Genomic DNA, 26,666 nt, shown 5'->3' on the forward strand with positions numbered 1-26,666 from the left:
ATCAATGATGAAAGAGGCAATTTATATCATAAACGGCGTTACACCGAATTCGATTATAGTTCAAGAAGAAGATCGTCTGATTTGGGTTGATGAATTACCAAATCAAGGGATTACTGTGACATCTGAAACAGTACAATCTGATTTAAAATCATGGGATGTTGTTCGTCGTGCAAAAAGCATTGATTACGTCAAAGAGACACAATTGAGCACCTGGTCCGATGTTTATCAACTTTGGTACTCAACAAAATTCTTATGTCAAGAAATTGATGATGCGAAAGCGCGTGCTCTCGGTCGTGTTCTTGCGTCTCAAGAGAATAATCATTTCGAAATGGTACGGGAGCAGATCGTGGATATTCTTTATTGTGCTTCCACACCTGCACGCATTAAAGGATGGTTTCATAAAGCGATGGCTCATGAGCGTAAGCAGAATCCTAAAATCGAACTGTTTCAAACGGTAACAGAAGATGCATCCGAAGAAGGGGTGTATCAAGGGATATGTAAACTAGAGGCGTACGCTCAAGATCATCACTACTTTTTCCAGCTCGAACCATATACAAAAAGAGAAGCTATATAGCTTCTCTTTTTTTTGAAATTTGATGAATACTTCGTTTAATTTCTAATTTAATTGTCGGATGATCACATAATGTGGATTGGTCGTTTAAAATCTCAAGCGCGTGATCAAGTGGAAACACAGAAAGACATTGCATGCATTTCCATTTAATTAGAGTATTATCTGAGTAATTATTAATGAGATACTCGATGACATTTAAATGTGCTTGTGTCGCTAAGTGTGGATGTTTAGAAATAAAATAACCATAGGCATCCACAAACTCGCTTATTTGATCTTGAGACAACGAATCTAATTGATCGATCATCGTATAAAGGATGGATGCATTCATATTGCCCAGCGTCCGCGCAATAATATCACGCGGTAAAGGATAGCCGCGTTTACGTGAAACAGTTTTTGGAATGAACTGATGTTGGTTGTCTCCAATCTTTCTAAGATAGGGCATCATCGCAGCAGCGACGTCATTATTGCCACCTTCTAAAACACGACAAATTTCAAGTCGTGTATAAAGCGCTTTTTCATTCATGAGTTGCTTTAAGAGTAAATCAACAAACCAAGGTTCATAATTCCATCTTCTTGCACCGACATGGACAGCAGCGGTGCGTTCTTGTGCAGTTTTCGCATTCAGTTGCTTCACCAATGCTTCATCACTTAAATCTGCACAATGTGTCACGATATTTAAGTCGAGATAGCCTCGATGTTGGAGATCGTGTCGTATGTTTTCCATATTATCACCTAAGAGTATTATATCATTCTTAAGAAATGGTTCATGAAATTCACGCAAGATAACATAATGCTTTAATGAAATAAAAAAACGTGAAGATTCACGCTTTTTTGTTTGATTTGTTTTTTATTGATTTCTGGATTTGAATTGCATCATAGATAACGTAAACACCATAAGCAATCATAAACCAAAATACTCCTGTACTGATTATTGGTGGTAGCTTTGATAAAGATAATCCCAATATAAAAGCGATAAAACTTAAAAGCATCTTTTGATGCTTTATGATCGATTGTTTCATATTCAATTCCCCCTAATTGGATTATAACATACAAAAGACTCGAGTCCGTATGCGAACTTGAGTCTTATTTGTAACGATTGTACAGATGATAATCTATTTTTATGGAGAAAGACATGCATCGCTACATCAAAAATTATAGCAAGGTCTTACGTAACATATCTAAGAATTAGGTATTCTTAATAGATTGTTAATGAATATTAAGAAATGAAAGCACCCACTACAACAGCGGGTGCTTATTTTTGATAGATTTCTTCAAGGTTTTAACGGAGATACTTGTTTTAATTTTCATAACAAGATAATAAATTTGTATGATTCATAATAAAGAAGGGTGTATACCGGCTATAAATCTCGAAGCATCTAAGCGTTTGTGATTCAAATTCGATTAATTTGGTAAATTTTCCAGCGCGAAATTAGCTTGTTCTTCGGTGAAGTTTTCTCCATGTTCTGATACGAGTTGTTCCCAAATAGAATCACGAGACATGCTCATTCGAGATTGATAAGTTTTTGCTTTCTCCAGAGCATTTTTATTATAATCTGCTTTGATATTCTCAATGGCATATTGTGCTGCCTCTTCTGGGAAATTTTCTCCATACTCTGAGACTAATTGATCATAAACACCGCGTTCTGACATATACATTCGTTCCGCATATTGTTGTCCTTTGATCAAAGCATTTTTATACTCAATCGGTACAGATTCTTTCTCTTTAACTGGCTCAGTTTTTGTTGTTTCTTCTTTTTATTCTTCTTTTGTTTCATCCTTTATATCTTTTTGTGTTTCTTTTGTTGGTTGTGCTACGGTTTCTTCATCTTTGGTACTTTCAGGTGTAGTTGAATTCGCCATGGCAATTCCAAACAACACGATTGAAGTTAATATAAAAAATGGCATTTTGTAGGCCAAAGAAAGAGAGTAAAATATAATAAACCACTCGAAAGTGGTTTATTTATAAAATTGGGAGAAACATTAAAAAGCTCAAAAAGCTCAAAAAGCTCAAAAAGCTCAAAAAGCTTATTCCTATAGCCAAATAAGTATAATAGAGCATTATATCGCAGTTTTTAATAATGATAGTTATAATATCAACACGATTTATTTATTCAATTTGATATATATATACTATTTTTGTTTTAATAAGTATCTTATTTTACTTTCTAACTTTGCGATTTTTTGTGTCGTGGAATGCTCTAAATTATCAATAATCTCTTTTATTGTTATATCGTCGCATTTATATGATAATTCAAGTAACATATTTTGGTAATCTTGTTTCAAAACATTTGTTGTTTTAAGTCTTAATATTGGGAGAATAGTGCCTATTTCTTTTTCGCCTAATATAGTTTCCATTTCCGAGACATTATTTTCACATACGGATAAAGTAATCATCTTCTGAGATTCAATTGGGCCATAAAATTTTTGTGCGGCCTCTAAACATTTTACTCCTTCTGGATCATTGTCCCAAATACAGATATATGGTATTGAATAAGTAATGAAATAACTAATATTTTTATATATAGACTGCGCTCCTGTCCCTGGAAATATTCTAACGTCAGAATCCAAATTACAAAACAACTTAAGAAAATATAAATCATAAATACCCTCTACACAAATTACTTTAACATTCTCGGTATACACTTGATCATACATAGGTATTCTTAGTGCGTCGTAAACAGCTTCTAATGCATGTGTTCTGTCTTTGTTAGAAATATTTGATTTATAGTTAGTAATATTGCTAACTATAATATTTTTATCTTCTTTATGAGCAATTAGAATATTATTAGAAGGAACTATATCTGGGTTCAGTAGTGCTGGAGAATGAGTGGTATAAATAATGTAGTTATCTACTGCTTGATATACTAGATTATTTAGAAGTTCGGTCTGGGCAGTAGAGTGTAAATAAGCGCCCGGCTCATCAATCAAAAATATTGTACAATTGGCATTTTTTTTATAACTCGGTATAAAATTTGTGTTCATAATAAAGTTATAATACCATATAAAACCTTTGCTCCGACTTGATAATTCTGAAATACTATAACTTAATCCTTCTTTGACTTCTACTATTCTGATTGATAATACATTTACATTTCCTTTTTTTTCTTCGTTACTTTCTGGATCGATAAAAGTTTGTGATTCTGTATTTAGGTCTAATTTAAACTTAATATTTTCTTTATCGGTCTTTAAATCCTTCCAAGCATTTTTAAAAGTATTTGACAAAGTAAGGCTAACGTCTTCTAAAAACATGTCCTGATTATTTTTTTCAAGATCGAGCATTTTTGTAATATCAACTTCTTGATTGTAATTTTTAAGACTTACTTGTTTAAAAACGTTATTGAATATTTTGTACCAGTAATCATTTTTATCATTCAATTGAATTCTACTTTTAGGGGGTTTACTAAATTCATCAATATAGATCAATTGTGGTAACGAAAGCATGACACTTTTAACGATTTCATCAATAACACTATCATAGTAAGTTTTATCTTCTAATTCTGGAATATTTGAGTTTTCGAGAGTGTAGTAACTTAGTTCTTTTTTACCGTCTGGAAAAACCCTCGTAATAACATACTCATCTATTTCTAGAAATTGACTCGTTAGGTTTCTAAATACTTTTATAGTTTCTAATTTTTTTAGGCAAATTGTTAGTATTGAAGCCTCATTTGAATCAAACGAAAGTCGATATTCTTTATACTCCGGATCATTATTTACTGATTCTAAAAGGCTGTTAAATTTTTCGAAAGTTCCTTTATAAAGTTTCCCTTTTTTTTGAGCTCGAGACTCTTCTATTATCTCTTTAATATCGACCAATTGAGATTCATACGACTCATTGTTTTTAGAAATATCGATTATTTTGTTACAATGGTTCTCCACATCTAAATATATCATTTCCATCTGTTCTTCAATGTAAATGATAAAGTAAGGAACTATATTATCTTTAATATGAAATGATATTTTAGCATCTTTATTGTTTATAACAGAATATTGATTTTTAATTTCGTTAACATGTGATCCATTATTAAGTTCGTCGTTCCCATTATCAAACGCATATATTGCTTCTATTATAGTAGTTTTACCTGATTCATTCATACCCACTATAGGGACGATTTTTCGTCCTATAGAAATCCTAACTTTATCAGTGATTCCTTTGTAATTTTCAATTTCAATTTCTTTAATAATCATAAGCCCCTCCTTAAATGAAATATTTTTCTTTTATTACTATTTCACTTCATCTACATTAACTATACACAAATAAATTAATAATATCTATCTCTTATTATTTGATGTTATTAAATAATTGATAGAAACGAATTATTTATTTACTTAATTTCTAGAATTGGAAACAGTAGATTTAGGATATATGAATTTGATTTTTAACCTTTAATAACCAAATAATGATATATATTAATTTAAATCAATAAAAAATAGGCGGAAATTTTTGAGGAAGATATCATGAATAATCGAAACAGAATTGTTTCTAAAAGTTTCGCTGTCTTAGATTTACTTTGTCATAATTTTTTATTAAAACTCTAGACTAATAAAGTACATTTTACAGTTGTTGTAGATAAATTTTCTTGCTTAAAACTAAGAATTGTTTAGTTATTGACTTAATAATTTATGAACTTAAGAAGATAAACTATAATATCGAGAACAAATCACAAAAAAACGAAGGTTATTTGTAATCTATAAGTCAAGAAGATGTTATATTATTGTTTAATAAAAATATGAATTAGAGAATCCATTTTCATACATTAATTTCGTAGGAATAATAAAACTCTATTTAAGTATTACTTTCACATCTAAAACTGTACAGGTAGCGTGTAAAGATTTGTTCATAGATTATAATATCAAACGGGTACTGACATTAATTATGAAGGGCGGACGATGTTGACTGAATTTTTTTGTTGGAGGTTTGAATAATTGAGATGTCATGTGGATCAATAAAGGCTGTCATCAGGATATCATTTAAAATACGAACCACAGTGAGTGATTTACATCGTCTCCCTGAATACAATTCCTACGCAAATGGCACTATGAACCCTTATCATGACGAGTTTGCACCATTAAGTGTCCAAGGAACCATGAGTGGTTTAAAGAACAAATATGCGCTTGGAAATTGTACCTGGTATGCTTTTGGACGTATGCTTGAAGTTTTTAAAATTCGTCCAGACTATCCGTGTTGTCGATGGGATGCAAAGCGATGGGGTGACGGTGATGGTGCAGTTCTCAGTGATAAGCCTAAAGTAGAAGGTATTGTTGTCTTTGGGATACCGGGAGATCCTGATGACTATGGCCATGTTGCTTTTATTGAAAAAATAGAAAATGGACGCACATACTTATCGGAGTCCGCTTACAGTGAACGAACCAATGGATTCTTATTCAAATATGGACGTAGTATCCAAGATGTGGAACATCAATGGGGTATGAAAGTCATTCGTTACCTTGCACCCCTTAAACCTGCAACATCTTATGAAGCACCGGTACCAAGTAAGAGCACTAAAGGAAAATATATTAACCTATTACCGCTCAAAGATTATCCACGATATGGGACTTATGACATGGGTGTGGTACCAGTTGCTAAGAATATCAGCCACTACATCGAAGTGATGGAACTTGAACCCAATACTGGGATTTCCTATGAGATTGTAGATTGGGTAAATCCACAAGTTGCATGCATTGAAACACGTGATTTTGGGAAACAACAAATCTTTGTGGATTCAACACGTGCGACGGTAACGGATAAACCTGTGGGGCGTATCTATGGAAAGAACTCAAGCAATGTCACAGACTACACAGGGCAAACCCTTGTCATTCATGATTACGCGGGATACGTACCGCTTTATAACAAAGACTTTACGTATCAATATCCTGATGGATTAAGTCCTCGTAATCGTGAGTTCAAAATCTTGCGACAAATCGCGGATGGTCATTACATCGTCAACATTCCTTATGCTGATCCGCAAATTGTAGGGATAAAGTGGCAATCAGGCATTGGATTTAAAGGATAGATTATGAGCAATACAGAATTTATTGGATTACTCTTTCTAGTAGGAATCCCTACAATCGTATCAATCTTCAAACTCTCCGTGTCGATTGCGAAGTTCACGGTATCCGTTGACAACTTACTTGAATGGCAAAAGTCCAAAGATGATAAAGATGTCGAGCAGGACCGTAGACTGAATGAACATGAGGGACGTTTAGAAAAGATTGAACGTACGAACTTTATTAAAGATAGAATATAGAAAAAAAAGACCACTCTTATTTTAGAGTGGTCTTAACTTTTTATTATTTTAAGTATTTTGATGTTTGTTTTGCTTTGATTAGAGCTGAGTTAACTTTTACAATCTTTTTTCCTTCGAATATGAGTGTTGATTGGAAACCATGATCATAGTCAACTGTTAGGAAGTTTTGGTTTATTTGTTTTCTTTTTGGCATAGCAAGCGAGAAAACACCAAATGCCAGCATTCGTGTAGCGCTAATTCTGCTCAGTATTTGCGATTGAGTTTCAATGGCTGTAGCAGTGATGTTTTCTATAGGTATAAACTCATTACCGTATCTTAGTCCTTTTGAGGTGACGATAATAGGAACATTCTTTTCCTTATTAATAGTACCACCACCTAAGTACCGCAGACTTGTCATTGCATAAGGTATTTCTCGTTCATCTGGCTCTACGTGTTTTTTCTTTGGCTTATCTCGCTTAGCGACTTTGTCACTAGGTTTATCATTTCGAGCTATCCAAACATACGCGGTTGATCCCATACAAATAATACCGAAAATAGCTGCCAATGTTTCACTTTGACCTAGAATTCCATAGAGAATGGAAGCTCCAACCCATATAATCATGGTAGCGATTAAACGTTCTTTATTACTGTTTGATTTCCACATAAAATCCCCTCCATAATTTATATTTTTATTATATTATATTTTCAAATTTGCGAAAAGAAGAAAAAAGGATAAAATGTGGTGAAATTAATTGATTTTAAGGGTACAAAAAGCACTTTGTATGGCAGATGTATGGCAGGAACATTTGTGTGAAAATAAAAAAAGCCACTTAGAAGTGGCTGTAATTGTATTGTTGGCAGGGGTAGCAGGACTCGAACCCACATTAACGGTTTTGGAGACCGTTGCTCTACCATTGAACTATACCCCTAAAAGGCTTTGCAAGACGTTATTTAACTGACTGCCAACAAATAATACCATAGTCGTATATCAATATCAATAGGTATTTGATATAATATTTCTTGAGGTGTTAAATTATGAAAACTATAATGGATGAAAGTGCAATTAATCGTTCGCTCATTCGAATGACGCACGAAATTATTGAGAAGAATAAGGGGCTCGATAAAGTTGTATTGTTAGGAATTGAAACACGTGGTGCAACACTTGCATTTCGTATGGCAAAACTTATGTATCAATTCGAAAATATTAAAGTTCCAGTAGCATCACTTGATATCAGTTACTGGCGTGATGACGTGAAAGCATCCGATCAAGCATTCCGCTTACCAATCAGTGTTCAAGATCGTGTTGTGGTGATTGTAGATGATGTGCTCTTTAAAGGTCGTACGGTTCGTGCGGCGTTGGATGGTATTATCTATAACGGTAGACCTGAACGCGTACAGTTAGCAGTTTTGGTTGATCGTGGTCATCGTGAACTGCCAATTCGTGCAGATATTGTTGGTAAGAATATTCCAACATCACTCAATGAAACCGTAAAAGTAAAACTTCGTGAAGATGATTCAGAAGAATGTGTGGTCCTTTATTAACGAACACCCCATTTTCGGGGTGTCTTTTTTTGATATTTTCTCTAAATTAGATTATTATTAATACAGTGAATTTAAATGCCAAAGGAGGCATTCTCAATGAGAATTGGTTTATTTACAGATACTTATACACCGGATATAAATGGTGTAGTAACGTCAATAGTTACTTTAAAAAATGCGTTAGAAGCGCAAGGACATAATGTTTTTGTGATTACAAACCAACCGTCAATTTTAAGCACGACTTATGAAGATGGCGTATTACGACTTCCAGGTTTAGAATTGAAATTTTTGTATGGCTATGTTATGAGTAGTCCATTACACATTCAAGCGATGAGTGTTATTGAAGAGATGGATTTGGATGTGCTGCATGTTCATTCAGAATTTGGTGTTGGGATGTTTGCGCGACTTGTCGCGAAAAACCTACACCTACCTCTAGTTTCAACGTATCATACAACCTATGAGGACTATACTCATTATGTAAATTTATTAGGACTTAAGTCCGTTGATCAACTATCCAAAAAAGCAATTGCGAAGATGAGTCGTATGTTTACAAAACAGGCTCAAGTGATTATTTCGCCGTCGGATAAAACGAAGAAAATGTTGTTGGGTTATGATATACGTAAAGAGATTGCTGTAATCCCTACAGGATTAGATCTAACGCGGTTTGCGACCCGGAATGAAGAACGGATTCAAGAAATTCGTGAGTCATACCATTTAGGTTCGCAGCCAACATTTGTATATATTGGTCGACTTGCTAAGGAAAAGAGTATCGATGTTGTTATTGATGCTTTCGCTGCACTTTTAAAGAGGAATGTAGAAGCGAAACTCTTAATTGTTGGTGGTGGACCTTCTGATAAGGATCTTTTACATCAAGCTCAAAAAATCGGGATTCAAGATTCTGTCATTTTTGTAGGACCTGTTGATGCAAATGATGTTGTGAATTTCTATCATGTTTCAGATGCGTTTATTTCAGCCTCGTTAACAGAAACACAAGGCTTGACGTATATTGAAGCATTAGCCTGTGGCTTATGTGTGTTTGCACGTCCCGATAAACCGCTTGAGGGTATTATTGTAGATGGTGAGACGGGGTATTTATTCGAATCATCAGAAGAGTTTGCGGATAAAGCGCAACATCTTCTACAATCAGACAAAGACCTTTTAGAACAATTTAAATCCAATGCACTTCAAAAAGCATCGACCTTTGATAGTTCGAAATTTGCAGATAGTGTATTGACAGTATACCAACGTGCCATTGATACATACTTTGGACGTTATGTTGTTACGGGAATAGAACGTGTTGGAGAAGAAGTATTTATTGATTTTGAATCGAAAGATAGTGATGAACGCATGGTGATTGATCAGTATGTGTTTGATCGGAGAGGAATTGAGGTGGGTCGCGAATTGTCACGAAACGAGCTAAATGAAATTGAGGATGATCAAGCCATCTATGAAGCATACCAGTTAGCGTTATCGCGAATCGGGATTAAAGATTATACCTCATTTGAAATGTCGGAATACTTGCATAAGAAACTTGAGTTAACGCAAGAGCAAGTTGATATTGTCATTGAATTACTTAAGCGTCGTCGTTTTATTGATGATGATCGTTACTTTAGAGATAAAGTGGATTATCACCGTGAGCAAATGCGTGGGAATCAACGTATCGTTGAGGACTTGCGCAAACGTGGATTTGAAGCAGATCGTATTTTATCTGCATTAGAAGATGAAGACTATGATGACTATACTGAGCGGGGTGTTCGACGTGCTGAAACGTTTATGAAGACATTGCGTGATGGTTCAAGTCGTCAACGCGAGTCGAAATTGCGTCAGCATCTCCAACGACAAGGTTATGGTTTTGAAGTGATTAACGATATTGTGGGTCGCTTGATTAAAGATGAATTTGATGAGACCGATGAATTTGAAAGTCTTAAAAAAGTTATGGAAAAAAGCACTGCACGTTATGCTCGTAAATATGATGCGCGTGAAACACGAAATCGTGTTGTACGACATGCATTATCACGTGGTTACGATTACGATATGATTGCACGTGTTCTGGAGGAGTATGAAAATGAAGATTAAAGAATTTGAAGCCGGTCAAAAAAACACAGTACCGTTGTTGATTTCACGTTATACAAAAGGGGTAACTCAAAATGGTGCACCTTATATGTCAATTACGTTACAAGATGATACCGGTGAGATTGAAGGAAAGATATGGGATGTTAAGCCAGAACAAGAATTGTTGATTCAAGTGGGTTTAATTGGTGTGGTACATTGTGATGTTTTACAATACCGTCAAAGTTTACAGTTGCGAATTCATAATATCGAAATTAAAGAACAATCAGAGTATGTATTAAGTGATTTCGTGAATGCGTCGAAATACGATATTGAATTTTTGAAAGAACAAATTAATGGGTTTAAAGATCAAATTGAAGATCCAATTATTAAAGAACTTGTTGAAGCATCTTTAGTGGATTGTGGCGAACAATTCTACCAATATCCTGCTGCAACACGGAATCATCATGATTTTGTTGGGGGCCTTGCAACGCATGTATTTGGGATGTGTCAACTTGCCAACAGCATTTGTGACTTGTATCCAATCTATAATCGCGATTTATTACTTGGAGGCGTTATTCTTCATGACATGGGTAAAATTGAAGAGTATACCGCAGCGATGTTAAGTGAGTACAGTGCAAAAGGAAAATTGTTGGGTCATATTTCAATTGAACATTCAAATTTTGTAGAGGTTGCTACCCGTCTTGGTCATCAAGATACGGAGCAAGTGCTGTTATTACGTCACATGATTTTATCGCATCACGGTAAATTAGAGTATGGATCACCGGTGTTACCGATGATCAAAGAAGCAGAGATGCTAACGTTTATTGATAACATTGATGCACGTACGAATATGTTTGAAAAGTTCTATGATGATCTTGAAGAGGGCGAATTTAGTACACGTATGTTTGCTCTTGATAATCGAAATTTCTATAAAGCAAAGGGTGTCAAGTAAAAACACTTGACACCACTTCCTGTTATGATATACTTAACAAGGAAATTAACAATTACGTTAAAATTATTAGGAGGCTATACACATGGCAGTTAAATTACGTTTAAGAAGAATGGGTTCAAAACAAAAACCTTCATACCGAATCGTTGCAGCAGATTCACGCGCACCTCGTGATGGACGTTTCATCGAAATCGTTGGATATTATGATCCAACAACTTCACCAGCTGAAGTTAAAGTTGATGCAGAAAAAGCATTAAAATGGTTATCAGTTGGAGCTCAACCATCAGACACAGTTCGTAGTATCCTTTCAAAAGAAGGAATCATGACTCGTTTCCACGAATCTAAATTAACGAAATAATCATGAAACCGGTTGAAGATATTCTTTATGATTTAGTTCTTCCACTTGTGGAGGAAGAAAAGAGTTTGAGTGTCAAAAGGTTACCGAGCTTAGATGAAAATGAAATTATACTTGCGATTTATGCGGATAGCGCAGACATTGCTCGTTTAATTGGTCGACAAGGGACGATGGCACATGCGATTCGTCAAACAATGGCAATTGGTTCACGTGTCCTTGATCAACGTATTTCAATTAAATTTGAATCATATTAAGGATGTAGCAATACATCCTTTTTTTGGAGGTTATATGGAACATATTATTATTGGTATTATACAAAAACCCTTTGGTATTAAGGGTGAATTAAAAGTTGCGCCTAAAACAGACTTTGTGGAAGACCGTTTTGCACCAGGTCAACGTGTTCATTTTAAATTAGGTGGAAAAACTACAGATTACGTTATTGAATCGTATCGCCGTCATCACGGATCGATTCTGATTAAATTTGAAGGATTAAATTCGCTTAATGATGTTGAGTTTTTCCATAAAGGGGAGATATCGATTGATCGCGAATCACAACATGAACTTCCAGAAGATCAATATTATTTTATTGATTTAGAAGGTTGTACCGTGTTTTCAGAGGGTGTTGAATTGGGTGTTGTGTCTGAGATTATGGAGACACCAGCTCATCCTGTATTGCGTATTAAAGCTGAAGAACGCGATATTTTGGTGCCTTTTGTCGAACGCTTTATTCAAGATGTTGATACCAAATCAAAGCGTATTGATATTAACTGGATGGAGGGGCTCTAATGCGCGTAAGTATTTTAACCCTTTTCCCATCAATGTTTACAGGTTTTGTAGAGTCATCCATTATTAGTAAAGCAATTGAACGTGATTTGATTCAAGTTGATGTTGTAGATATGCGTGATTTTACAGAAGATAAACACAACCGTGTTGATGATTATCCTTATGGTGGTGGGGCCGGTTTGGTGTTAATGTGTCAACCGGTTATTGATGCGATTGAAGCGACTCGTACAGAAGGGTCACTTGTTATTATGCTAACCCCACAAGGGAAGACTTTGAAACAATCTTTAGCGTATGATCTAAGTAAAGAGAGTCATATAATTTTGGTTTGTGGTCATTATGAGGGCTTTGATGAACGAATTCGAAGTTATGTCGATATGGAAATGTCTATCGGTGATTATGTTCTTACCGGTGGTGAAACGGCTGCGATGGTTATTGCGGATTCTGTGATACGTCTTGTCGATGGTGTTATTACCAAAGAATCCCATGAAGATGATTCATTTAGTGATGGCTTATTAGAATATCCACATTACACACGTCCACGCTCTTATAAAGGACAAGATGTTCCTGAAGTTCTTATGAGTGGTCACCATGCGAATATTGAAACGTATCGTTTAAAAGAGTCGTTAAGAAAGACTTATCGTGTACGTCCAGATCTTTTGGAAGCGAGAAACCTTAGCCCAAAAGAAGCAAAATTACTTCAAGAAGTTGTTGAAGAGGAAAACTAAAAAAAGAACCTTTCGAAAAAGGTTCTTTTTTAGTCTATACGGGATCGTCGATCCAATTTTTTAAGGTAGTATTTATGGTCTCGATAATCTTTCCATTGGCGATAGATTAAATAGACAACACCTAAAATTCCTAAGCCAACAGCAAGTATAAATCCAATGATTTTTGAAGCTTCAAAAGCTACTTTAAGATATGAAAGTTTGATAATTTCATTATTAATAACTTCTTTTTCAAGCAATTGCTTTCCTTTGTAATTGAAGCGAACTTCACCCATTTTGAAATCTTTTGGTAAGGGTGCTTCAAATTCTTTCTGACTGGGAATAAACTCAATCTTGATATCTTTAGGATCATAATCTTTCGGTAGGTAACTCATAATATCGTCTTTAAACCAAATTTCAAAATCAGTTCGTCCGTGTTTGATGGGTATGGTTTGAATTGTAGTGTTTTTATACAGTAAAGGCGCATATTGGTAGTTTTCGATTACGTGTTGGTAGACAGTTCCGTGATCAATAACTTGAGTATACAGACGGTTTTCAAAGGGTGCATTGGTTGAGATGAATATATAGGACTGTGAAGCATCTTCCGCAACACTTGAAAGTGCACGCTCTGCTAGATCAGTCGTTCCGGATTTGGCACCTTTAATCATGGTATAACCTTTTTGATGTGCGACGCTAAGGGATTCGTTTGTAAGCTCGATACCATTTGGATGGGATGGTGTTGAGGACGTGAGGTAAGTCTCTGTTTTATAAATGGATTCAAATGTTGGATTTTCTAATGCGTACCTTAGAAGTAAAGCAAGATCATCAAGTGTTGTAAGGTGTTTAGGGTCATCCAGTCCACTTGTATTGACAAAGTGTGAGTTTTTCATACCAATGCGTTGGGCGAGTCGATTCATTTTAACTACAAGTTTTTCGGGATCATGTGTAAGGTAGGATGATATTGCACGCGTTGCATCAGCACCTGAGGGTAACATGATTCCATGAAGTAAATCGTTCAGTGTTACTTGGTCACCTTCTTGAAATCCTGCTACTGAAGCGATTGGGTCTAAGCCTTCAAATACTTCGGGAGGGATTGTATAAAGTGTGTCAAGTGATGTCTCACCTAAAGCTTCAATTGCGGTAATTACGGTGAGTACCTTTGTGATGGAAGCGGGGTGGATTGATGCGTCATGATTTTTTTCGGCTAGAGTTTGACCTGTTTTAGGGTCAACGAGAATATAGTTCTGACTTTGTAAGTCTAAATCATAGATGGGAATTAGGTCATGATTTCCATCAGCTTTGATGGGTAATAACGTAGCGGTTAAGAGTAAAAATGTTAGGACAATTTTTTGTTTCATAATAATACCTCAATATAAGTTTAATTAATCATACGATAAATTAACAAGGAATGGGTAAAAAACAACTGAAATTATAAATGGCAGATGATTCATACCTTGAATTTAGAAGTTCTATGATAAAATAATACTAGAAGAGAAAAGAGGTCTATCATGAAATTATTAGTTATCAGTGATCGGGATTCTGTAAAGCAAGAACTAACCGATTTAAACCTTGATTTTGAATATTTGGATTTACGAAAAGGGTTTCCAAATGAACAATTAATGGATGTCTATGAAATTGAAAAACCTGAGTTGTGTCGTGTTGTCCGTCAAGAAATTGAAACGATCAACCCTGATAAGATTGTAGTTGTTGGTGGGTTAACCGATTATGTATGGTTGGGTACGATTGTTACACGACTATTTGGTCAGTTTAATTCTTGGAATGGTCAACGTGAGAATGCTTTTGGCAAGACTGTTCTTACGATTAATGGGAACGAAGTTCCACTTTATGCAATTTATCAAACAAGCGACTGGAGGTATGTGGATGAAGCGTAGGATTGAAGCATTAACCCTAAGTGGGATACGTCAGTTTTCGGCACGTTATCAAGGACGTGAGGATATGGTTTTCTTAACGATTGGAGAACCCGATTTGGACACACCGGATACTATTAAGCAAGCAGCGGTAGATTCATTGATGCGAAATGAAACGCATTATCCACCTGCCATTGGAAATTTAGATTTGCGGGATGCGATTGCGCGTCATGAATCACAATTTAACATCCGTCCTTACCAATCCGAAAATGTTATTATCACAAATGGCGCAACAGAAGGTCTTACCTTAGCGATTTGGTCTGTGGTGAACGAAGGGGATGAAGTCGTGATTTTCACACCGAGTTTCCCATTGTATCAAACTCAAGTTACCCTTGCGGGAGCTAAACCTGTGTTAGTTAATACAAGTGAAACTCAATTTCAAGTAACACCTGAGATGCTTGAGAACGTGGTTACGCCACGTACCCGTGCAATTCTTTTTGCGACTCCAAATAATCCAACCGGCGTGGTCTACGATGAAACAAGTATTCGAGCAATTCGTGATGTGTTAACAAAACGATCAGATATTTATGTAATTGTCGATGAAGTGTATCGTTCGATGCTTTATGAAGGGGATATTCCATCATTGCGTATGGATGAGCATCTTCAAGATCAAATTATTATTACTCAAAGTTTTTCAAAGTCTCATGCAATGACCGGTTGGCGTGTCGGGTATGTGATAGCGGAAGCGGGACTCATTGAGTTGATGCATCGTCTTCATCAAAATCTTGTGACCGGAATTTCAAGTTTCTCACAACCGGCATGTATTGCGGCGTTGGATGTGGACACACAGTATATGGTTGAAGCTTATGCAATTCGAAGAAGTTACGTATTAAAACGATTGGATGCAATGGGACTTCCTTATGTAAAACCAGAAGGAGCCTTTTATGTTTTTCCTTCAATTCAACACTTTGGTATGTCGTCAGAAGATTTCGCAACAAGACTCGCGGAAGAGTATGGATTGGTAACAATACCGGGCATCTATTTTGGTACAGAAGGATTTATTCGAATTTCTTACGGAAGCCCTTTAGAAGTGCTGGAAAAAGGACTGGATCGACTGGAACGATTTATCAAAGATTTTACCATGGATAAATCGCGAAAGAACCTTGTTTAAGCAAGGACATTATGATAAAATAAACAATGGCATCAAAAGAATGCCTAATTCACACATCATGGATTCGTAGACCCCGTGCTCACGATGAGTTGTCTACTTTAGAAATGATGGAGGACTAACGGAAAGGTAGGAATTTAGTTATGTCAGTTGTGACAATGAAGAAATTATTAGAAAGCGGAGTTCATTATGGACACCAAACACGTCGTTGGAATCCAAAAATGAAACCATATATTTATGCTGCAAAGAATCGTATTTACATTATCGATTTAAATAAAACTCAAGAAAAACTTGATGAAGCATATGCAGCAATGAAAGATATCGCAGAAAAAGGCGGTAAACTTTTAATTGTAGGAACAAAGAAACAAGCTCAAACAATCGTATTAGAAGAGGCACTACGTAGTGGATCATTCTTTATCAACCAACGTTGGTTAGGTGGTACATTAACAAACTTCCGTACAATCCAAAAATCAATTCGTCGTTTAGTTGAAATTGAAGAAATGGAAAACAGCGGATCAATCAATGTTTATACTAAAAAAGAAGTATCATTATTACTTAAAGAAAAAGACCGTCTAGAAAACTTCTTAGGTGGAATTAAAGAAATGAAGAAACTTCCAGATGCATTATTTGTGGTAGACCCAATTGAAGATGCTAACGCAGTTGCTGAAGCTCGTAAATTAGGAATCCCAGTATTTGGAATCGTTGATACAAACTGTGATCCAGATGCAGTTGATTACGCAATTCCTGGTAATGATGATGCAATCCGCGCAATCCGTACAATCGTAGGATTAATGGCAGATGCAATGATCGAACCAAAAGGTGGCGTATTACAAGTTGCTTACCAAGATCAAGATGTAGAAGACATCACAATGGAAGACGTTATCGTTAATGTAGAACAACAAGCTGCTGAAAATGACCGTCGTCGTCGTCAACGTTTTGAAGAACGTCGTAAACGCGATGATCGTCGTCGTCAACAACGTTATACACGTACTGACCGTCCAACAAACAATCGTGATGAAAAAGTAGAAGCAAAAACAGAAACAAAAACAGAAAAAAGTGAGGCGTAAAGATGATTAGTGCAAAGTTAGTTAAAGAACTTCGTGATCTTACTGGAGCTGGAATGATGGACTGTAAGAAAGCTCTTGAAGCTACTGAAGGCGATATCCAAGCTTCAGTTGACTGGTTACGAGAAAAAGGTATTTCAAATGCTCAGAAGAAATCAGGTCGTATTGCTGCTGAAGGAACAACAAAGGTTACTGTTAAGGGAAACCGCGGTATTGTTATCGAAGTAAACTCAGAAACAGACTTTGTTGCTAAGAATGTTCAATTCGTAGAACTCGTTGATACATTAAGCAACGTACTTCTTGAAGCTAATCCTGCAGATTTAGATGCAGCTTTAGCAGTTGATGTTAATGGACAAACAGTATCTGACTTAGTTGTTGCTGCAACAGCTACAATCGGAGAAAAAATTACATTACGTCGATTTGCAATCGTTGAAAAATCAGATGATGAAGTATTCGGTGAATACATGCATATGGGTGGAAAAATTTCAGCATTAGCAGTTCTTAAGAACGCTGATGAAGAATTAGCAAAAGACATGGCAATGCAAATTGCTTCAATGTCACCACAATATGTGTCACAAGCTGAAATTCCTTCAGAAATCATTGATCACGAAACAAACATTCAAGTTGAAATCGTTAAAAATGACGAATCACTTTCAAACAAACCAGAACAAGTAGTTGAAGGAATCATTAAGGGACGTGTAAGCAAATCAATGCAAGACATCTCTTTAGTTGACCAAATTTTCTTTAAGGATGGTAAAGCTAAGGTTTCACAAGTACTTAAATCAGCAAATGCAAACGTTGAATCATTCATTCGTTTCGCAGTTGGTGAAGGTATTGAAAAACGCGAAGAAGATTTCGCAGCTGAAGTTGCAAAAGCAGCTCAAGTTTAATTTATGATATAAGGACACAGTTACTGTGTCCTTTTTGAAAGGACGTGCAACATGTACAAACGCGTATTGTTAAAATTAAGCGGTGAAGCTCTATCAACAGATGGAGAAATTTTTGATCCGGTCGTTCTCGATGATTTATCAGAACAAATTAAAACAATTGTCAATGATGGTGTCGAAGTCGCTATCGTTGTCGGAGGAGGAAACTTTGTTAGAGGTCGAATGGCTGAAGAATTAGGCATCGATCGCATGCAAGTTGACTACATGGGAATGTTGGGCACAGTAATTAACGCTTTAGCAATCCAAGGAGCTTTAGAACGTAACGGTGTTGAAACACGCGTTCAAACAGCGATTGATATGACTAAGGTCGCAGAACCCTTTATTCCACGTCGTGCAATCCGTCACTTAGAAAAAGGACGTGTTGTTGTATTTGGTGCGGGTACAGGATCTGCATATTTTTCAACGGATACTACTGCAGCACTTCGCGCATCAGAAATTAAAGCCGATGTAATCTTAATGGCTAAAAATGGTGTCGATGGTGTTTATAATTCTGATCCAAGAATTAATCCGGATGCCTTAAAATATGATAGTTTATCCTATATGGATGTTATTCAAGAAGAACTTGCCGTTATGGATACAACTGCAACGTCAATGTGTATGGATAACGATATTGATTTAATTGTATTTAATATGAATGAAAAAAATAATATAATAAAAGCAGTAAAAGGTGAAGCAGTAGCAACACGCGTATCTAAGGGAGGAAAATAAAGATGCAATCAATCATTAACGATGGTCGTCTTTTAATGGACGAAGTAATTGAAAACTTTGAGACACGCTTAGGTGGTTTACGTTCAGGACGTGCCAATGTGTCAATGTTATATGGAGTGTCAATTGACTATTATGGTTCAGCAACACCCATTGAACAAATTGCTCAAATTTCTGTAGTAGAAGGACGTCAATTGGTAATCAAGCCATTTGATCCATCTGCACTTAAAGAAATTGAACATACAATCAACAACGGTAACCTCGGGTTATTAGCACAAAATGATGGTACGGTAGTACGCATCAATGTGCCTCAATTAACAGAAGAAACACGTAAAGAAGTTTCAAAACAAGTAGGATCTTTAGCGGAAGATGCTAAAGTAGCTGCACGTAATGTTCGCCGTGATTTAAATGATGAAATCAAGAATCTTGAAGATCTTCCAGAAGATCAAGAGAAACGTCTTCTTGATGATGTACAAAAACTTACAGACGATATTACAAAGAAAATTGATGCGATTTCTAAAGACAAAGTTAAGGAAATCATGACAATTTAATTATGAATAGCCTAAAACATGTGGCCATCATTATGGATGGTAACGGACGTTGGGCAACAAAGCAGAAGAAAGAACGTACATTCGGTCACTACTACGGTAGTGAGAATGTACGTGATATTGCTTTGGAAGCCTTAGATTTGGGTGTTGAGGTCATTACATTGTATGCATTTTCGACTGAAAACTGGAAACGTCCTCAAAAAGAGATTGATTATCTCATGAAATTACCTGCTGTGTTTTTTGAAAAGTTCTTAAATGAATTGATGGAAAAAGGCATTCAAATCCGAACCATTGGTGATTTAACGAAAATTCCAGCACGCACGCGCAAGGTAATGGATAATGCGGTTGAACGCACAAAAGATAACAATAAACTCATTCTTAATTTCGCATTGAATTATGGCTCACGGGATGAAATCGTACGTGCTGCGCAATCAATAGTGGATGATGGAATTGAGACTGTAACGGAAACTGTTTTTGAATCGTATTTAGATACATTTGGATTACCACCTGTAGATCTCTTAATTCGCACAGGCGGCGATCGCCGACTTTCGAATTACTTATTGTGGCAATTAGCGTATGCGGAACTTCTCTTTGTAGATGTTCAATGGCCAGAGTTTGATCGTCCAATGTTTAAGTCGTGTGTAGAGGATTTCAATCAACGAAATCGTAGATTTGGAGGACTTTAGTATGAAAGAGCGCATAACCACTGCCATTGTATTAGTCGCTGTTTTTAGTGCAGCTTTATTTGCAGGGAACGGGGCTCTTTTTACTTTAATAATGGGTTTAATCCTGTTGGGAGCTTATGAAATATATCTTCTAAATAAAGAGCGATTAAAACCGATTATAGTTCCAATCATCATTGCATTTACCATTACAGGTGGCTTAATTCTACCTGAGTATATACCTTCATTTACAGCAGTATTGATCATGACACTCTTTGCATTGACCGTATTCTTTGACTGGTATACTTTCGATAATGTTTCGTATATGTTTATCTTAATTATGATGTTAGTGCTAGCAGTACAAGCGGTGACGGTCGTTTTAGAATATGATAAACTTGTGTTTATTTATGTTCTCCTTGCAACCTACTTAACGGATACCTTTGCGTATTTTGGAGGAATGATGTTTGGGAAACATAAGCTGATTGAACGTATTTCGCCTAAGAAAACAATTGAGGGTGCAGTCATTGGTTATACGATGTCAGCACTTCTATCTTTTATCTTCGGATCGATGTTCATCATTAACTATGTACCACTTAACGTAATCATCGCGGGTTCACTTATTATTCCTTTTATCGGACAAATTGGTGATTTAGCATTCAGTTCAATCAAACGTCATTTTGATGTGAAAGATTTTGGTTATATATTCCCAGGTCATGGTGGGGTGTTAGACCGTGTTGATAGTGTTATTTTTGCACTCTTAACATTTAATATTATACTTACAATCTTTATATAGGAGGTTTGCATGCAAATATTACTCAATATATTTTATTTTGTTTTAGTTATGGGATTGATTGTATTCATTCATGAATTAGGTCATCTTATGGCTGCGAAGGTTTTTGGTGTTTATTGTAACGAGTTTGCAATCGGCATGGGACCTAAAATTTTCGAATATAAAAAAGAAGGTTGGGAGACAAGTTTCTCAATTCGAGCATTACCTTTAGGGGGATTTGTGTCGATGGCAGGAGAGCCTGGTGAAGGTGATTTTGGTGTCGATCGTGAACGTACCATTGTTGGTATCAAACCTTGGAAGCGTCTTATTGTTATGCTTGCAGGTATTTTTATGAATTTAGTCTTAGCTTTTGTGATTTTCACAGGACTTTCGATGCATCTTGGTACAGTTGATGCACCCAAACCAATTGTAGCTGGGATTGCAGAAGGTTCTCCAGCAGAAAAAGCAGGATTGCGCATCAACGATGAAATTATCAAACTTACTTTTGATGATGGTAAAGTTGTGACGCCTCATGATTTTAATCAATTGGTTACAAGCATCATGGTCTATGAAGATCACGAAGTGACTGTTACGGTGATGCGTGATGGTAATGAAGTAGATACAAAACTTAAACCAGAGTTTAATAAAGAAGAAGAACGTTATCTCATTGGTGTGCAGGCAATCAGTGGTGAACATCGTGATTTGAATTTCTTTGAATCACTTGGCATGGGATTTACGATGCTGGGCACGATAATCCAACAACTTGGTTTTGTTTTAAGTCGTCTTGTACATGGTGTTGGTCTTAACTCTGTAGGTGGACCTATTGGGATTTACCAAGTGACATCACAGATTTCTAGTCAAGGTTTTATCTTCTTCCTCAGTTTAATTGCACAATTGTCTGTGAGTTTAGCGGTGATTAATCTTGTTCCGATTCCAGTAATGGATGGTGGACGTGCACTGCTAACACTTATCGAGATGATTATTCGAAGACCGATTCCAGAAAAAATTGAAAATGGAATTATGTCAATTGGAGTAGCAATGATTATGGCACTCTTTGTATTTATCATGTTTAATGATATTCGAAAACTAATTGGCTAATCCCAGGTGTATTTAAGTTAAAAAAAGGCAATAGCCTTTTTTTATGTTATAATGGTCAAAAGGAGTATTTTATGGCGTATAAAATTGAAAAACTTTCATTAGATAAAATGTGGCTGGCTACTATGGAGATTACGGTACCTGATTATTCACGTAATCTATACCTAAAAGCAATTGATTCATTACGTAATGAATTGATTCGTCTTAATGTTGAATTAACAGAGCCAGAATATAACTATACAGTCGCATATGATTCAGAAGATCGTATCGAACTTGTTGATGTTAAGCTTTTCATTGCTGTGAAAGAACCGATTGAAGACCTTGGACCGATTAAATTTGTTCAAGAGAAACCCGATGAGTTGATACGTATTGTTGCGGATTCATTTGTGGATGTTCATACGGGAATTGCAGAATGGATGCATGAACATGATTATGTCGCGGATGGCGATATGAGACGTGTCGTGGATGCACAACAAGAATATGTATTTGATTGCCCATATAAAAGAGCAGACGATTAATCTGCTCTTTTTTTATGCCATAAAGAATACGATTGCGACAAAGTGTGCGATGGATGCGAAATTAATAAACAAATGCCAAATAAAATGGTAATACTGTTTATCTTTCTGCATATAAAACCATGCACCAATACTATACAGAAGACCACCAAGAACGATAAGTCCTAAAAATAGTGGCGATGTATTTTTTAATAGACGGGGAATAAGTACAACGGCCGTCCAACCCATTACAAGATAAATTCCAACGGTGATTGATGGTTTCGCATTTTTAGCTAAAGCTTTATAAAGAATTCCCAGGACAACCATTAACCATTGGATTAATACAATAGCGATTCCAAAGCTGCCACCGATTGCATAGAGGGCAATGGGTGTGTAACTCCCCGCGATTGCTACAAAAATAAAACTGTGATCAAGAAATCTAAAGATATACTTATGATTTGAGCCGTATTCCATTGAATGATAAAGTGTTGATCCTAAAAACATAAAAAATAAAGAGATTACAAATACGGCTTCTCCAGTAGCGAGCAAAGCACCACCATCTTTGTATGCATGAATGGAAACATAGGGAAGGCTAATAAGGAGCGCTAGAGCCATGATTCCGTGAGAAACACAGTTTAAAATCTCTTCTTTAAAAGAAAGTTTGACCATGTGTTTCATTGAATTTTCGTTTGTCATAATTACCTCCTAGATTTATTCTACACTATCCACATATGAACTAACAGTATATTTATGCATGTCGGTATGTGAAATATTGTTCATGATTCAGTCGTTGAATTGTGATTGTGAGGGAATTATGGTATATTTTACACTAGAGGCGGTGGGTGAATATGAAGCTTTCTCAACTTAAAAAGAGACTTTTAAAACTAATAATTTGTGCTGTTATTTTAGGAATTGTAGGTGTAAATTCAAATGCATCAATCCATGCTGACCAGAAGGGTCTGGAAGGTTTTACACAAGTACTTGATCCTGAAATAGAGCAACTTCGTGATGAAGAGGACTTGGGGGAATTAGATTTGAATGAAAATCCAGAGGTCCCATCACTTGGAGGCGAGGATAATGAAACAGTAACCGTGTTAAATCAAATGCGGAGTTTTTCTGTTGGAGCACGTGCACAACGCACTGAGGGTATAATTGAACCGAATGGATCTGGGAAATCGACCATTCTCCTATACAATAATTCAACAGAAGAAGCAGCGCGTACGTATATTTCCGATGGTGTGCTTTACAGTGGTGTCTTTCCTTTCTATAAAAAAGAAAACAATCGCTACCAAATTCAAATCGCAGGGGCAGTAGGTTGGGTTAACGCATCAAACTTTAGAGAATACAGTTTTGCGGAAGCTAAATCGATGAATATGTATAAAGTGAACAGTGATAATGAACTGGTCCACTATATCAGTCGGGGTGCAAACCAAACGAAAGCTGCAACCATTTTATTGGGACCCGCACCAAGTTATTTACGCCAAGGTGTTAACTACTATTCCGCAGATGGTCATTACTTTTATACAAATCTAAAAACCATGGTTGCGGATTTAAAACTAAATAAAAATGCAGGGGCATTGAATTCAACAAACCCATGGTATAACTACTACCAATTTTTATCCAACCGCGCAAAATCAGCTGTTACTGCTCAAGATATTAATAAATATCTAGCACGTAAAGGGTATACAGCGGCACCTTCACCAAAAGTTACAGAAGTAGAAAATTTAAAACCGAATGAGTCCTTACTCGTCGGATCGGAAAGTCATTTCATAAATGAAGGAAAGAAATATGGTATTAACCCACTTATTACATTTGGAACTGCCGTTAATGAATCGGGATGGGGTCGTAGTAATATTGCATTAAAAGATAAAAACATATTTGGGCATGAAGCTTATGACTCATCACCAGAATCCGCAACGGTTTATGAAAGTGTTGGAATGTCAATCTCAAATCATATGACTCATTTTCTGAATTGGCATTATATGGATGTTACTGAAGCGAACTACTTTGGTGGATACCTCGGAGATAAACAAAGTGGAATTAATGTTAAGTATTCATCGGATCCTTTTTGGGGTGAAAAAGCAGCAGAGTATTTCTATATTATGGATTGGTATATGGGTATGAAAGATTACAAACAATATACCATTGGTTTAGTTACATCCAGTGGATCCCCGTCGGTTTATAAAGAAGCAAATGGTAGTTCTGCTTCGATTTACAAATTAAACGTTACAGGACAACATGTATTAATTCTTGATGAGATTAAGAAGGGTTCAGAGGTGTGGTATAAAATCGCTTCGGATCCATTATTAACATCGAATCGCGATTTAATGCCTTGGGATACAACGACAAGACCTTTTAAGACACCCTATAATGAAAATCATAACTATGGGTATGTAAAGGGTAGTGAAGTGAAGACAGTAGCTGGGAAATTGCATAAAGAAACAAATATGAAACGCGGGGATGTGTCTGGAGATGGAAAAATATCGCTAATCGATCTTGCGATGGTAAAAAGTCATTTATTAGGAAATTCAAAACTTAGTGGTGACAGTTTTGCAAGAGCAGATGTTAATGGTGATGGTAAGCTTTCGTTATTAGATTTAGCGATGATTAAAAGTCATTTATTAGGAAACAGTAAATTAAACTAGAGGTGAATCATGAAGAAAATTATTAAAATAGTTGTTGTGGGGCTCATGACGGTCCTCTTATTACCGTTCAATATGAATACAGTTCATGCAGCAAGTGGGAGTATTTCAGTTTCGGGTCCTTCATCACTTGCTCCCGGGGAAACAGGGTATTATACATTAACATTCAATGCGTCCGAGACTGCATACTTTTCATATAGTACGTCAGTTTCAAATGGTAGTGCCGGTGGCGCGACATCGAGTGGCGCCTATGGTAGTGGTGAAAGCAAAACGGAGAGTGCTAACATCTCAGTAACGGCTGGATCAAGTGGTACTGTGGTAATTTCAGTTTCGGGAACTGCGGCGACTACGTCAGGAAGTAATTCTGAATTTTCAATCGGAGGATCTAAAGAAGTATCGATTGTTGCACCTTCAAGTGGTGGAACTTCTTCAGGAAATAGTGGGTCTTCAGGTGGATCTTCAGGCGGCTCAAACCAAGGTGGTTCCGAAGCACCGTCCAAAACACCGGAGGAACTTCAAGCTGAAGCGGAACAAGCAGAGAAAGAACGTAAAGAAGAAATTGCGAAATCGCTCTTAGTAGAATCGATTGATATCGTATCCAGTGATACGAAACTATATGGTGAAACTCTTAAAACCATTAAAATCGAAGAGGGTAAAACTGAATATGAATATACGCTTCCAAAGCGTGTTAATAAATTCCTTTTAGATGTCGCTTCAACATCAGGTGATGTAACACTCACCTATGATAAAGAGTACGAATTTAAAGAAGATGTTAAAGAACATGTTATTACGATTCGTGGTGCTCAAGAGGATGTTGTGAAAGAGTATAAACTTACTTTGAAACAAAATTTAGATGAACCTACTGTTGTTAAGATGGAGGATCAAGACGTAACGGTTTATGAAGATGAACTGCTGGATCGATACATGGATAAAATCGGATTTAAAAAAACGGAGATTAAAATTGGTGACCAAAAGATCAACGGTTTTGGTAACGACAATCTTAAAGCAATGTTAACTCTTGTAGATGGGGAAGCATCATGGCGATTATTCAATAAAGATGATGAGTTTTTAGGCGATGCGGTGATGATGCTACGATCTGAAAAAGAACCATTCTTTATCCAATCAACTACAAATGGTAGTGACCATGAAAAGGTTAACAAAGCAACTTATGTGGATCACACACTTGAATTGGATAAGAAAATCCTTGAAATTGATCCAGATTTGAATTTTAAAGAAACATATAAAGCATGGGATTTAGAAAATGAATCGCAGTTGATTTATGGAGTAAATGCCAAAGGGAAGCAAGGTTTTTATAATCTTGATACTGAAAAAAATATCGAGTGGTCTATTGTAGGCTTTGATCATGTCGATAATGCGTATGTTACTGCGACTTGGGGACTTTCTGGCGCCTTAGCAGTTGTGTCGAGCGGACTCATCGCAAGTATTTTAGAGCGTAAAGGTTTGCTTAAATTTAAGAAAAAATAACTGAAGCAATTCAGTTTTTTTTATATCATTATTCTAGAAGTCGGT

General features: G+C 36.2%; 29 protein-coding genes and 1 tRNA gene. 22 read left to right on the forward strand and 8 right to left on the reverse strand.

Annotated elements, in window-relative coordinates:
• The first annotated feature begins 4 nt into the window (after positions 1-4).
• On the forward strand, positions 5-574 hold the full coding sequence (locus EL194_RS06345) for a hypothetical protein (protein ID WP_003773236.1): 570 nt from the start codon (positions 5-7) through the stop codon (positions 572-574).
• Here the strand turns inward: EL194_RS06345 and EL194_RS06350 are convergent.
• The 4 genes from EL194_RS06350 to EL194_RS06370 form a co-directional block, all read right to left on the reverse strand.
• Positions 567-1,295, reverse strand: a complete 729-nt coding sequence (locus EL194_RS06350; RefSeq protein ID WP_013852766.1) for a hypothetical protein — start codon at positions 1,293-1,295, stop codon at positions 567-569. The genes EL194_RS06345 and EL194_RS06350 overlap by 8 nt on opposite strands.
• 97 nt (positions 1,296-1,392) lie before the next feature.
• Positions 1,393-1,590, reverse strand: a complete 198-nt coding sequence (locus tag EL194_RS06355) for a hypothetical protein (protein ID WP_003773238.1) — start codon at positions 1,588-1,590, stop codon at positions 1,393-1,395.
• Between the two features lie 382 nt (positions 1,591-1,972).
• Complete coding sequence (locus EL194_RS06360; RefSeq protein WP_267878720.1) at positions 1,973-2,275, reverse strand: Ltp family lipoprotein; 303 nt, start codon at positions 2,273-2,275, stop codon at positions 1,973-1,975.
• A 426-nt stretch (positions 2,276-2,701) separates the two neighbouring features.
• Positions 2,702-4,756 (reverse strand): AAA family ATPase, encoded by a 2,055-nt coding sequence (locus EL194_RS06370; RefSeq protein WP_003773242.1) that lies wholly within the window; start codon positions 4,754-4,756, stop codon positions 2,702-2,704.
• A gap of 743 nt (positions 4,757-5,499) precedes the next feature.
• Here EL194_RS06370 and EL194_RS06375 point away from each other — a divergent pair.
• Together EL194_RS06375 and EL194_RS06380 are read left to right on the forward strand one after the other, a co-directional pair.
• The gene (locus tag EL194_RS06375) at positions 5,500-6,582 is read left to right on the forward strand and encodes a CHAP domain-containing protein (protein WP_034886509.1); all 1,083 of its coding nucleotides are present in this window, start codon (positions 5,500-5,502) and stop codon (positions 6,580-6,582) included.
• Positions 6,583-6,585: 3 nt separating this feature from the next.
• The gene (locus EL194_RS06380) at positions 6,586-6,816 is read left to right on the forward strand and encodes a hypothetical protein (RefSeq protein ID WP_003773244.1); all 231 of its coding nucleotides are present in this window, start codon (positions 6,586-6,588) and stop codon (positions 6,814-6,816) included.
• Between the two features lie 43 nt (positions 6,817-6,859).
• On the opposite strand, the gene EL194_RS06385 is transcribed toward EL194_RS06380, so the two are convergent.
• Both EL194_RS06385 and EL194_RS06390 read right to left on the reverse strand, forming a co-directional pair.
• On the reverse strand, positions 6,860-7,459 hold the full coding sequence (locus EL194_RS06385) for a hypothetical protein (RefSeq protein ID WP_003773246.1): 600 nt from the start codon (positions 7,457-7,459) through the stop codon (positions 6,860-6,862).
• Positions 7,460-7,650: 191 nt separating this feature from the next.
• Positions 7,651-7,724 (reverse strand) — tRNA-Trp (locus EL194_RS06390).
• Positions 7,725-7,830: 106 nt separating this feature from the next.
• Between EL194_RS06390 and pyrR the strand changes: the two genes are divergently transcribed.
• The 7 genes from pyrR to trmD all read left to right on the forward strand — a co-directional run bounded on the left by pyrR (position 7,831) and on the right by trmD (position 13,198).
• The gene (gene pyrR, locus EL194_RS06395; protein WP_003773247.1) at positions 7,831-8,337 is read left to right on the forward strand and encodes a bifunctional pyr operon transcriptional regulator/uracil phosphoribosyltransferase PyrR; all 507 of its coding nucleotides are present in this window, start codon (positions 7,831-7,833) and stop codon (positions 8,335-8,337) included.
• Positions 8,338-8,433: 96 nt separating this feature from the next.
• Positions 8,434-10,410 (forward strand): glycosyltransferase, encoded by a 1,977-nt coding sequence (locus EL194_RS06400; protein WP_034886512.1) that lies wholly within the window; start codon positions 8,434-8,436, stop codon positions 10,408-10,410.
• Complete coding sequence (locus EL194_RS06405) at positions 10,400-11,338, forward strand: 3'-5' exoribonuclease YhaM family protein (protein WP_051009462.1); 939 nt, start codon at positions 10,400-10,402, stop codon at positions 11,336-11,338. Before EL194_RS06400 ends, EL194_RS06405 begins: the two co-directional genes overlap by 11 nt.
• A gap of 82 nt (positions 11,339-11,420) precedes the next feature.
• A complete protein-coding gene (rpsP, locus tag EL194_RS06410) occupies positions 11,421-11,693 on the forward strand; it encodes a 30S ribosomal protein S16 (protein ID WP_003773250.1) in 273 nt (90 codons plus the stop codon).
• Positions 11,694-11,695: 2 nt separating this feature from the next.
• Entirely contained in the window at positions 11,696-11,944 is a 249-nt protein-coding gene (locus EL194_RS06415; protein ID WP_003773251.1) for a KH domain-containing protein, read from the forward strand.
• A 34-nt stretch (positions 11,945-11,978) separates the two neighbouring features.
• Positions 11,979-12,476 (forward strand): ribosome maturation factor RimM, encoded by a 498-nt coding sequence (rimM, locus tag EL194_RS06420; RefSeq protein WP_034886515.1) that lies wholly within the window; start codon positions 11,979-11,981, stop codon positions 12,474-12,476.
• The gene (gene trmD / locus EL194_RS06425) at positions 12,476-13,198 is read left to right on the forward strand and encodes a tRNA (guanosine(37)-N1)-methyltransferase TrmD (protein WP_003773253.1); all 723 of its coding nucleotides are present in this window, start codon (positions 12,476-12,478) and stop codon (positions 13,196-13,198) included. The genes rimM and trmD overlap by 1 nt, the downstream gene beginning before the upstream one ends.
• Before the next feature lie 29 nt (positions 13,199-13,227).
• On the opposite strand, the gene EL194_RS06430 is transcribed toward trmD, so the two are convergent.
• The gene (locus tag EL194_RS06430; RefSeq protein WP_003773254.1) at positions 13,228-14,532 is read right to left on the reverse strand and encodes a serine hydrolase; all 1,305 of its coding nucleotides are present in this window, start codon (positions 14,530-14,532) and stop codon (positions 13,228-13,230) included.
• A gap of 150 nt (positions 14,533-14,682) precedes the next feature.
• Here EL194_RS06430 and EL194_RS06435 point away from each other — a divergent pair, with 150 nt between their 5' ends.
• The 10 genes from EL194_RS06435 (at position 14,683) to EL194_RS06480 (ending at position 22,518) form a co-directional block, all read left to right on the forward strand.
• The gene (locus EL194_RS06435; protein ID WP_003773255.1) at positions 14,683-15,066 is read left to right on the forward strand and encodes a hypothetical protein; all 384 of its coding nucleotides are present in this window, start codon (positions 14,683-14,685) and stop codon (positions 15,064-15,066) included.
• The gene (locus tag EL194_RS06440) at positions 15,056-16,213 is read left to right on the forward strand and encodes a pyridoxal phosphate-dependent aminotransferase (protein ID WP_003773256.1); all 1,158 of its coding nucleotides are present in this window, start codon (positions 15,056-15,058) and stop codon (positions 16,211-16,213) included. The genes EL194_RS06435 and EL194_RS06440 overlap by 11 nt, the downstream gene beginning before the upstream one ends.
• 140 nt (positions 16,214-16,353) lie before the next feature.
• Positions 16,354-17,277, forward strand: a complete 924-nt coding sequence (rpsB, locus tag EL194_RS06445; RefSeq protein WP_003773257.1) for a 30S ribosomal protein S2 — start codon at positions 16,354-16,356, stop codon at positions 17,275-17,277.
• A gap of 2 nt (positions 17,278-17,279) precedes the next feature.
• A complete protein-coding gene (gene tsf, locus EL194_RS06450) occupies positions 17,280-18,164 on the forward strand; it encodes a translation elongation factor Ts (RefSeq protein WP_003773259.1) in 885 nt (294 codons plus the stop codon).
• Between the two features lie 51 nt (positions 18,165-18,215).
• Entirely contained in the window at positions 18,216-18,929 is a 714-nt protein-coding gene (pyrH, locus tag EL194_RS06455) for a UMP kinase (protein ID WP_003773260.1), read from the forward strand.
• Positions 18,930-18,931: 2 nt separating this feature from the next.
• On the forward strand, positions 18,932-19,477 hold the full coding sequence (gene frr / locus EL194_RS06460) for a ribosome recycling factor (RefSeq protein ID WP_003773261.1): 546 nt from the start codon (positions 18,932-18,934) through the stop codon (positions 19,475-19,477).
• A gap of 2 nt (positions 19,478-19,479) precedes the next feature.
• Entirely contained in the window at positions 19,480-20,160 is a 681-nt protein-coding gene (locus EL194_RS06465) for an isoprenyl transferase (protein ID WP_003773262.1), read from the forward strand.
• A 1-nt stretch (position 20,161) separates the two neighbouring features.
• Entirely contained in the window at positions 20,162-20,929 is a 768-nt protein-coding gene (locus tag EL194_RS06470; RefSeq protein WP_003773263.1) for a phosphatidate cytidylyltransferase, read from the forward strand.
• Between the two features lie 9 nt (positions 20,930-20,938).
• A complete protein-coding gene (locus EL194_RS06475) occupies positions 20,939-22,003 on the forward strand; it encodes a M50 family metallopeptidase (protein ID WP_003773264.1) in 1,065 nt (354 codons plus the stop codon).
• A gap of 71 nt (positions 22,004-22,074) precedes the next feature.
• Positions 22,075-22,518, forward strand: coding sequence for a hypothetical protein (locus EL194_RS06480; protein WP_003773265.1), 444 nt, complete (start codon positions 22,075-22,077; stop codon positions 22,516-22,518).
• Positions 22,519-22,530: 12 nt separating this feature from the next.
• On the opposite strand, the gene trhA is transcribed toward EL194_RS06480, so the two are convergent.
• The gene (gene trhA / locus EL194_RS06485) at positions 22,531-23,190 is read right to left on the reverse strand and encodes a PAQR family membrane homeostasis protein TrhA (RefSeq protein WP_003773266.1); all 660 of its coding nucleotides are present in this window, start codon (positions 23,188-23,190) and stop codon (positions 22,531-22,533) included.
• Between the two features lie 152 nt (positions 23,191-23,342).
• On the opposite strand from trhA, the gene EL194_RS06490 reads away from it, so the two are divergent.
• Both EL194_RS06490 and EL194_RS06495 read left to right on the forward strand, forming a co-directional pair.
• Positions 23,343-25,139, forward strand: coding sequence for a dockerin type I domain-containing protein (locus tag EL194_RS06490; RefSeq protein WP_003773267.1), 1,797 nt, complete (start codon positions 23,343-23,345; stop codon positions 25,137-25,139).
• Between the two features lie 9 nt (positions 25,140-25,148).
• Positions 25,149-26,621 (forward strand): hypothetical protein, encoded by a 1,473-nt coding sequence (locus EL194_RS06495; protein ID WP_003773268.1) that lies wholly within the window; start codon positions 25,149-25,151, stop codon positions 26,619-26,621.
• Positions 26,622-26,666: the final 45 nt, after the last annotated feature.

The organism is Erysipelothrix rhusiopathiae (assembly GCF_900637845.1).
In the GTDB taxonomy this organism is placed as follows: domain Bacteria; phylum Bacillota_I; class Bacilli_A; order Erysipelotrichales; family Erysipelotrichaceae; genus Erysipelothrix; species Erysipelothrix rhusiopathiae.

Excerpts from the sequence above, each read along its gene's own strand:
- EL194_RS06345 (WP_003773236.1), top strand. The coding sequence starts at position 5 with ATGATGAAAGAGGCAATTTATATCATAAACGGCGTTACACCGAATTCG.
- EL194_RS06350 (WP_013852766.1), bottom strand. The coding sequence starts at position 1,295 with ATGGAAAACATACGACACGATCTCCAACATCGAGGCTATCTCGACTTA.
- EL194_RS06355 (WP_003773238.1), bottom strand. The coding sequence starts at position 1,590 with ATGAAACAATCGATCATAAAGCATCAAAAGATGCTTTTAAGTTTTATC.
- EL194_RS06370 (WP_003773242.1), bottom strand. The coding sequence starts at position 4,756 with ATGATTATTAAAGAAATTGAAATTGAAAATTACAAAGGAATCACTGAT.
- EL194_RS06375 (WP_034886509.1), top strand. The coding sequence starts at position 5,500 with ATGTCATGTGGATCAATAAAGGCTGTCATCAGGATATCATTTAAAATA.
- EL194_RS06380 (WP_003773244.1), top strand. The coding sequence starts at position 6,586 with ATGAGCAATACAGAATTTATTGGATTACTCTTTCTAGTAGGAATCCCT.
- EL194_RS06385 (WP_003773246.1), bottom strand. The coding sequence starts at position 7,459 with ATGTGGAAATCAAACAGTAATAAAGAACGTTTAATCGCTACCATGATT.
- pyrR (WP_003773247.1), top strand. The coding sequence starts at position 7,831 with ATGAAAACTATAATGGATGAAAGTGCAATTAATCGTTCGCTCATTCGA.
- EL194_RS06400 (WP_034886512.1), top strand. The coding sequence starts at position 8,434 with ATGAGAATTGGTTTATTTACAGATACTTATACACCGGATATAAATGGT.
- EL194_RS06405 (WP_051009462.1), top strand. The coding sequence starts at position 10,400 with ATGAAGATTAAAGAATTTGAAGCCGGTCAAAAAAACACAGTACCGTTG.
- rpsP (WP_003773250.1), top strand. The coding sequence starts at position 11,421 with ATGGCAGTTAAATTACGTTTAAGAAGAATGGGTTCAAAACAAAAACCT.
- EL194_RS06415 (WP_003773251.1), top strand. The coding sequence starts at position 11,696 with ATGAAACCGGTTGAAGATATTCTTTATGATTTAGTTCTTCCACTTGTG.
- rimM (WP_034886515.1), top strand. The coding sequence starts at position 11,979 with ATGGAACATATTATTATTGGTATTATACAAAAACCCTTTGGTATTAAG.
- trmD (WP_003773253.1), top strand. The coding sequence starts at position 12,476 with ATGCGCGTAAGTATTTTAACCCTTTTCCCATCAATGTTTACAGGTTTT.
- EL194_RS06430 (WP_003773254.1), bottom strand. The coding sequence starts at position 14,532 with ATGAAACAAAAAATTGTCCTAACATTTTTACTCTTAACCGCTACGTTA.
- EL194_RS06435 (WP_003773255.1), top strand. The coding sequence starts at position 14,683 with ATGAAATTATTAGTTATCAGTGATCGGGATTCTGTAAAGCAAGAACTA.
- EL194_RS06440 (WP_003773256.1), top strand. The coding sequence starts at position 15,056 with ATGAAGCGTAGGATTGAAGCATTAACCCTAAGTGGGATACGTCAGTTT.
- rpsB (WP_003773257.1), top strand. The coding sequence starts at position 16,354 with ATGTCAGTTGTGACAATGAAGAAATTATTAGAAAGCGGAGTTCATTAT.
- tsf (WP_003773259.1), top strand. The coding sequence starts at position 17,280 with ATGATTAGTGCAAAGTTAGTTAAAGAACTTCGTGATCTTACTGGAGCT.
- pyrH (WP_003773260.1), top strand. The coding sequence starts at position 18,216 with ATGTACAAACGCGTATTGTTAAAATTAAGCGGTGAAGCTCTATCAACA.
- frr (WP_003773261.1), top strand. The coding sequence starts at position 18,932 with ATGCAATCAATCATTAACGATGGTCGTCTTTTAATGGACGAAGTAATT.
- EL194_RS06465 (WP_003773262.1), top strand. The coding sequence starts at position 19,480 with ATGAATAGCCTAAAACATGTGGCCATCATTATGGATGGTAACGGACGT.
- EL194_RS06470 (WP_003773263.1), top strand. The coding sequence starts at position 20,162 with ATGAAAGAGCGCATAACCACTGCCATTGTATTAGTCGCTGTTTTTAGT.
- EL194_RS06475 (WP_003773264.1), top strand. The coding sequence starts at position 20,939 with ATGCAAATATTACTCAATATATTTTATTTTGTTTTAGTTATGGGATTG.
- EL194_RS06480 (WP_003773265.1), top strand. The coding sequence starts at position 22,075 with ATGGCGTATAAAATTGAAAAACTTTCATTAGATAAAATGTGGCTGGCT.
- trhA (WP_003773266.1), bottom strand. The coding sequence starts at position 23,190 with ATGACAAACGAAAATTCAATGAAACACATGGTCAAACTTTCTTTTAAA.
- EL194_RS06490 (WP_003773267.1), top strand. The coding sequence starts at position 23,343 with ATGAAGCTTTCTCAACTTAAAAAGAGACTTTTAAAACTAATAATTTGT.
- EL194_RS06495 (WP_003773268.1), top strand. The coding sequence starts at position 25,149 with ATGAAGAAAATTATTAAAATAGTTGTTGTGGGGCTCATGACGGTCCTC.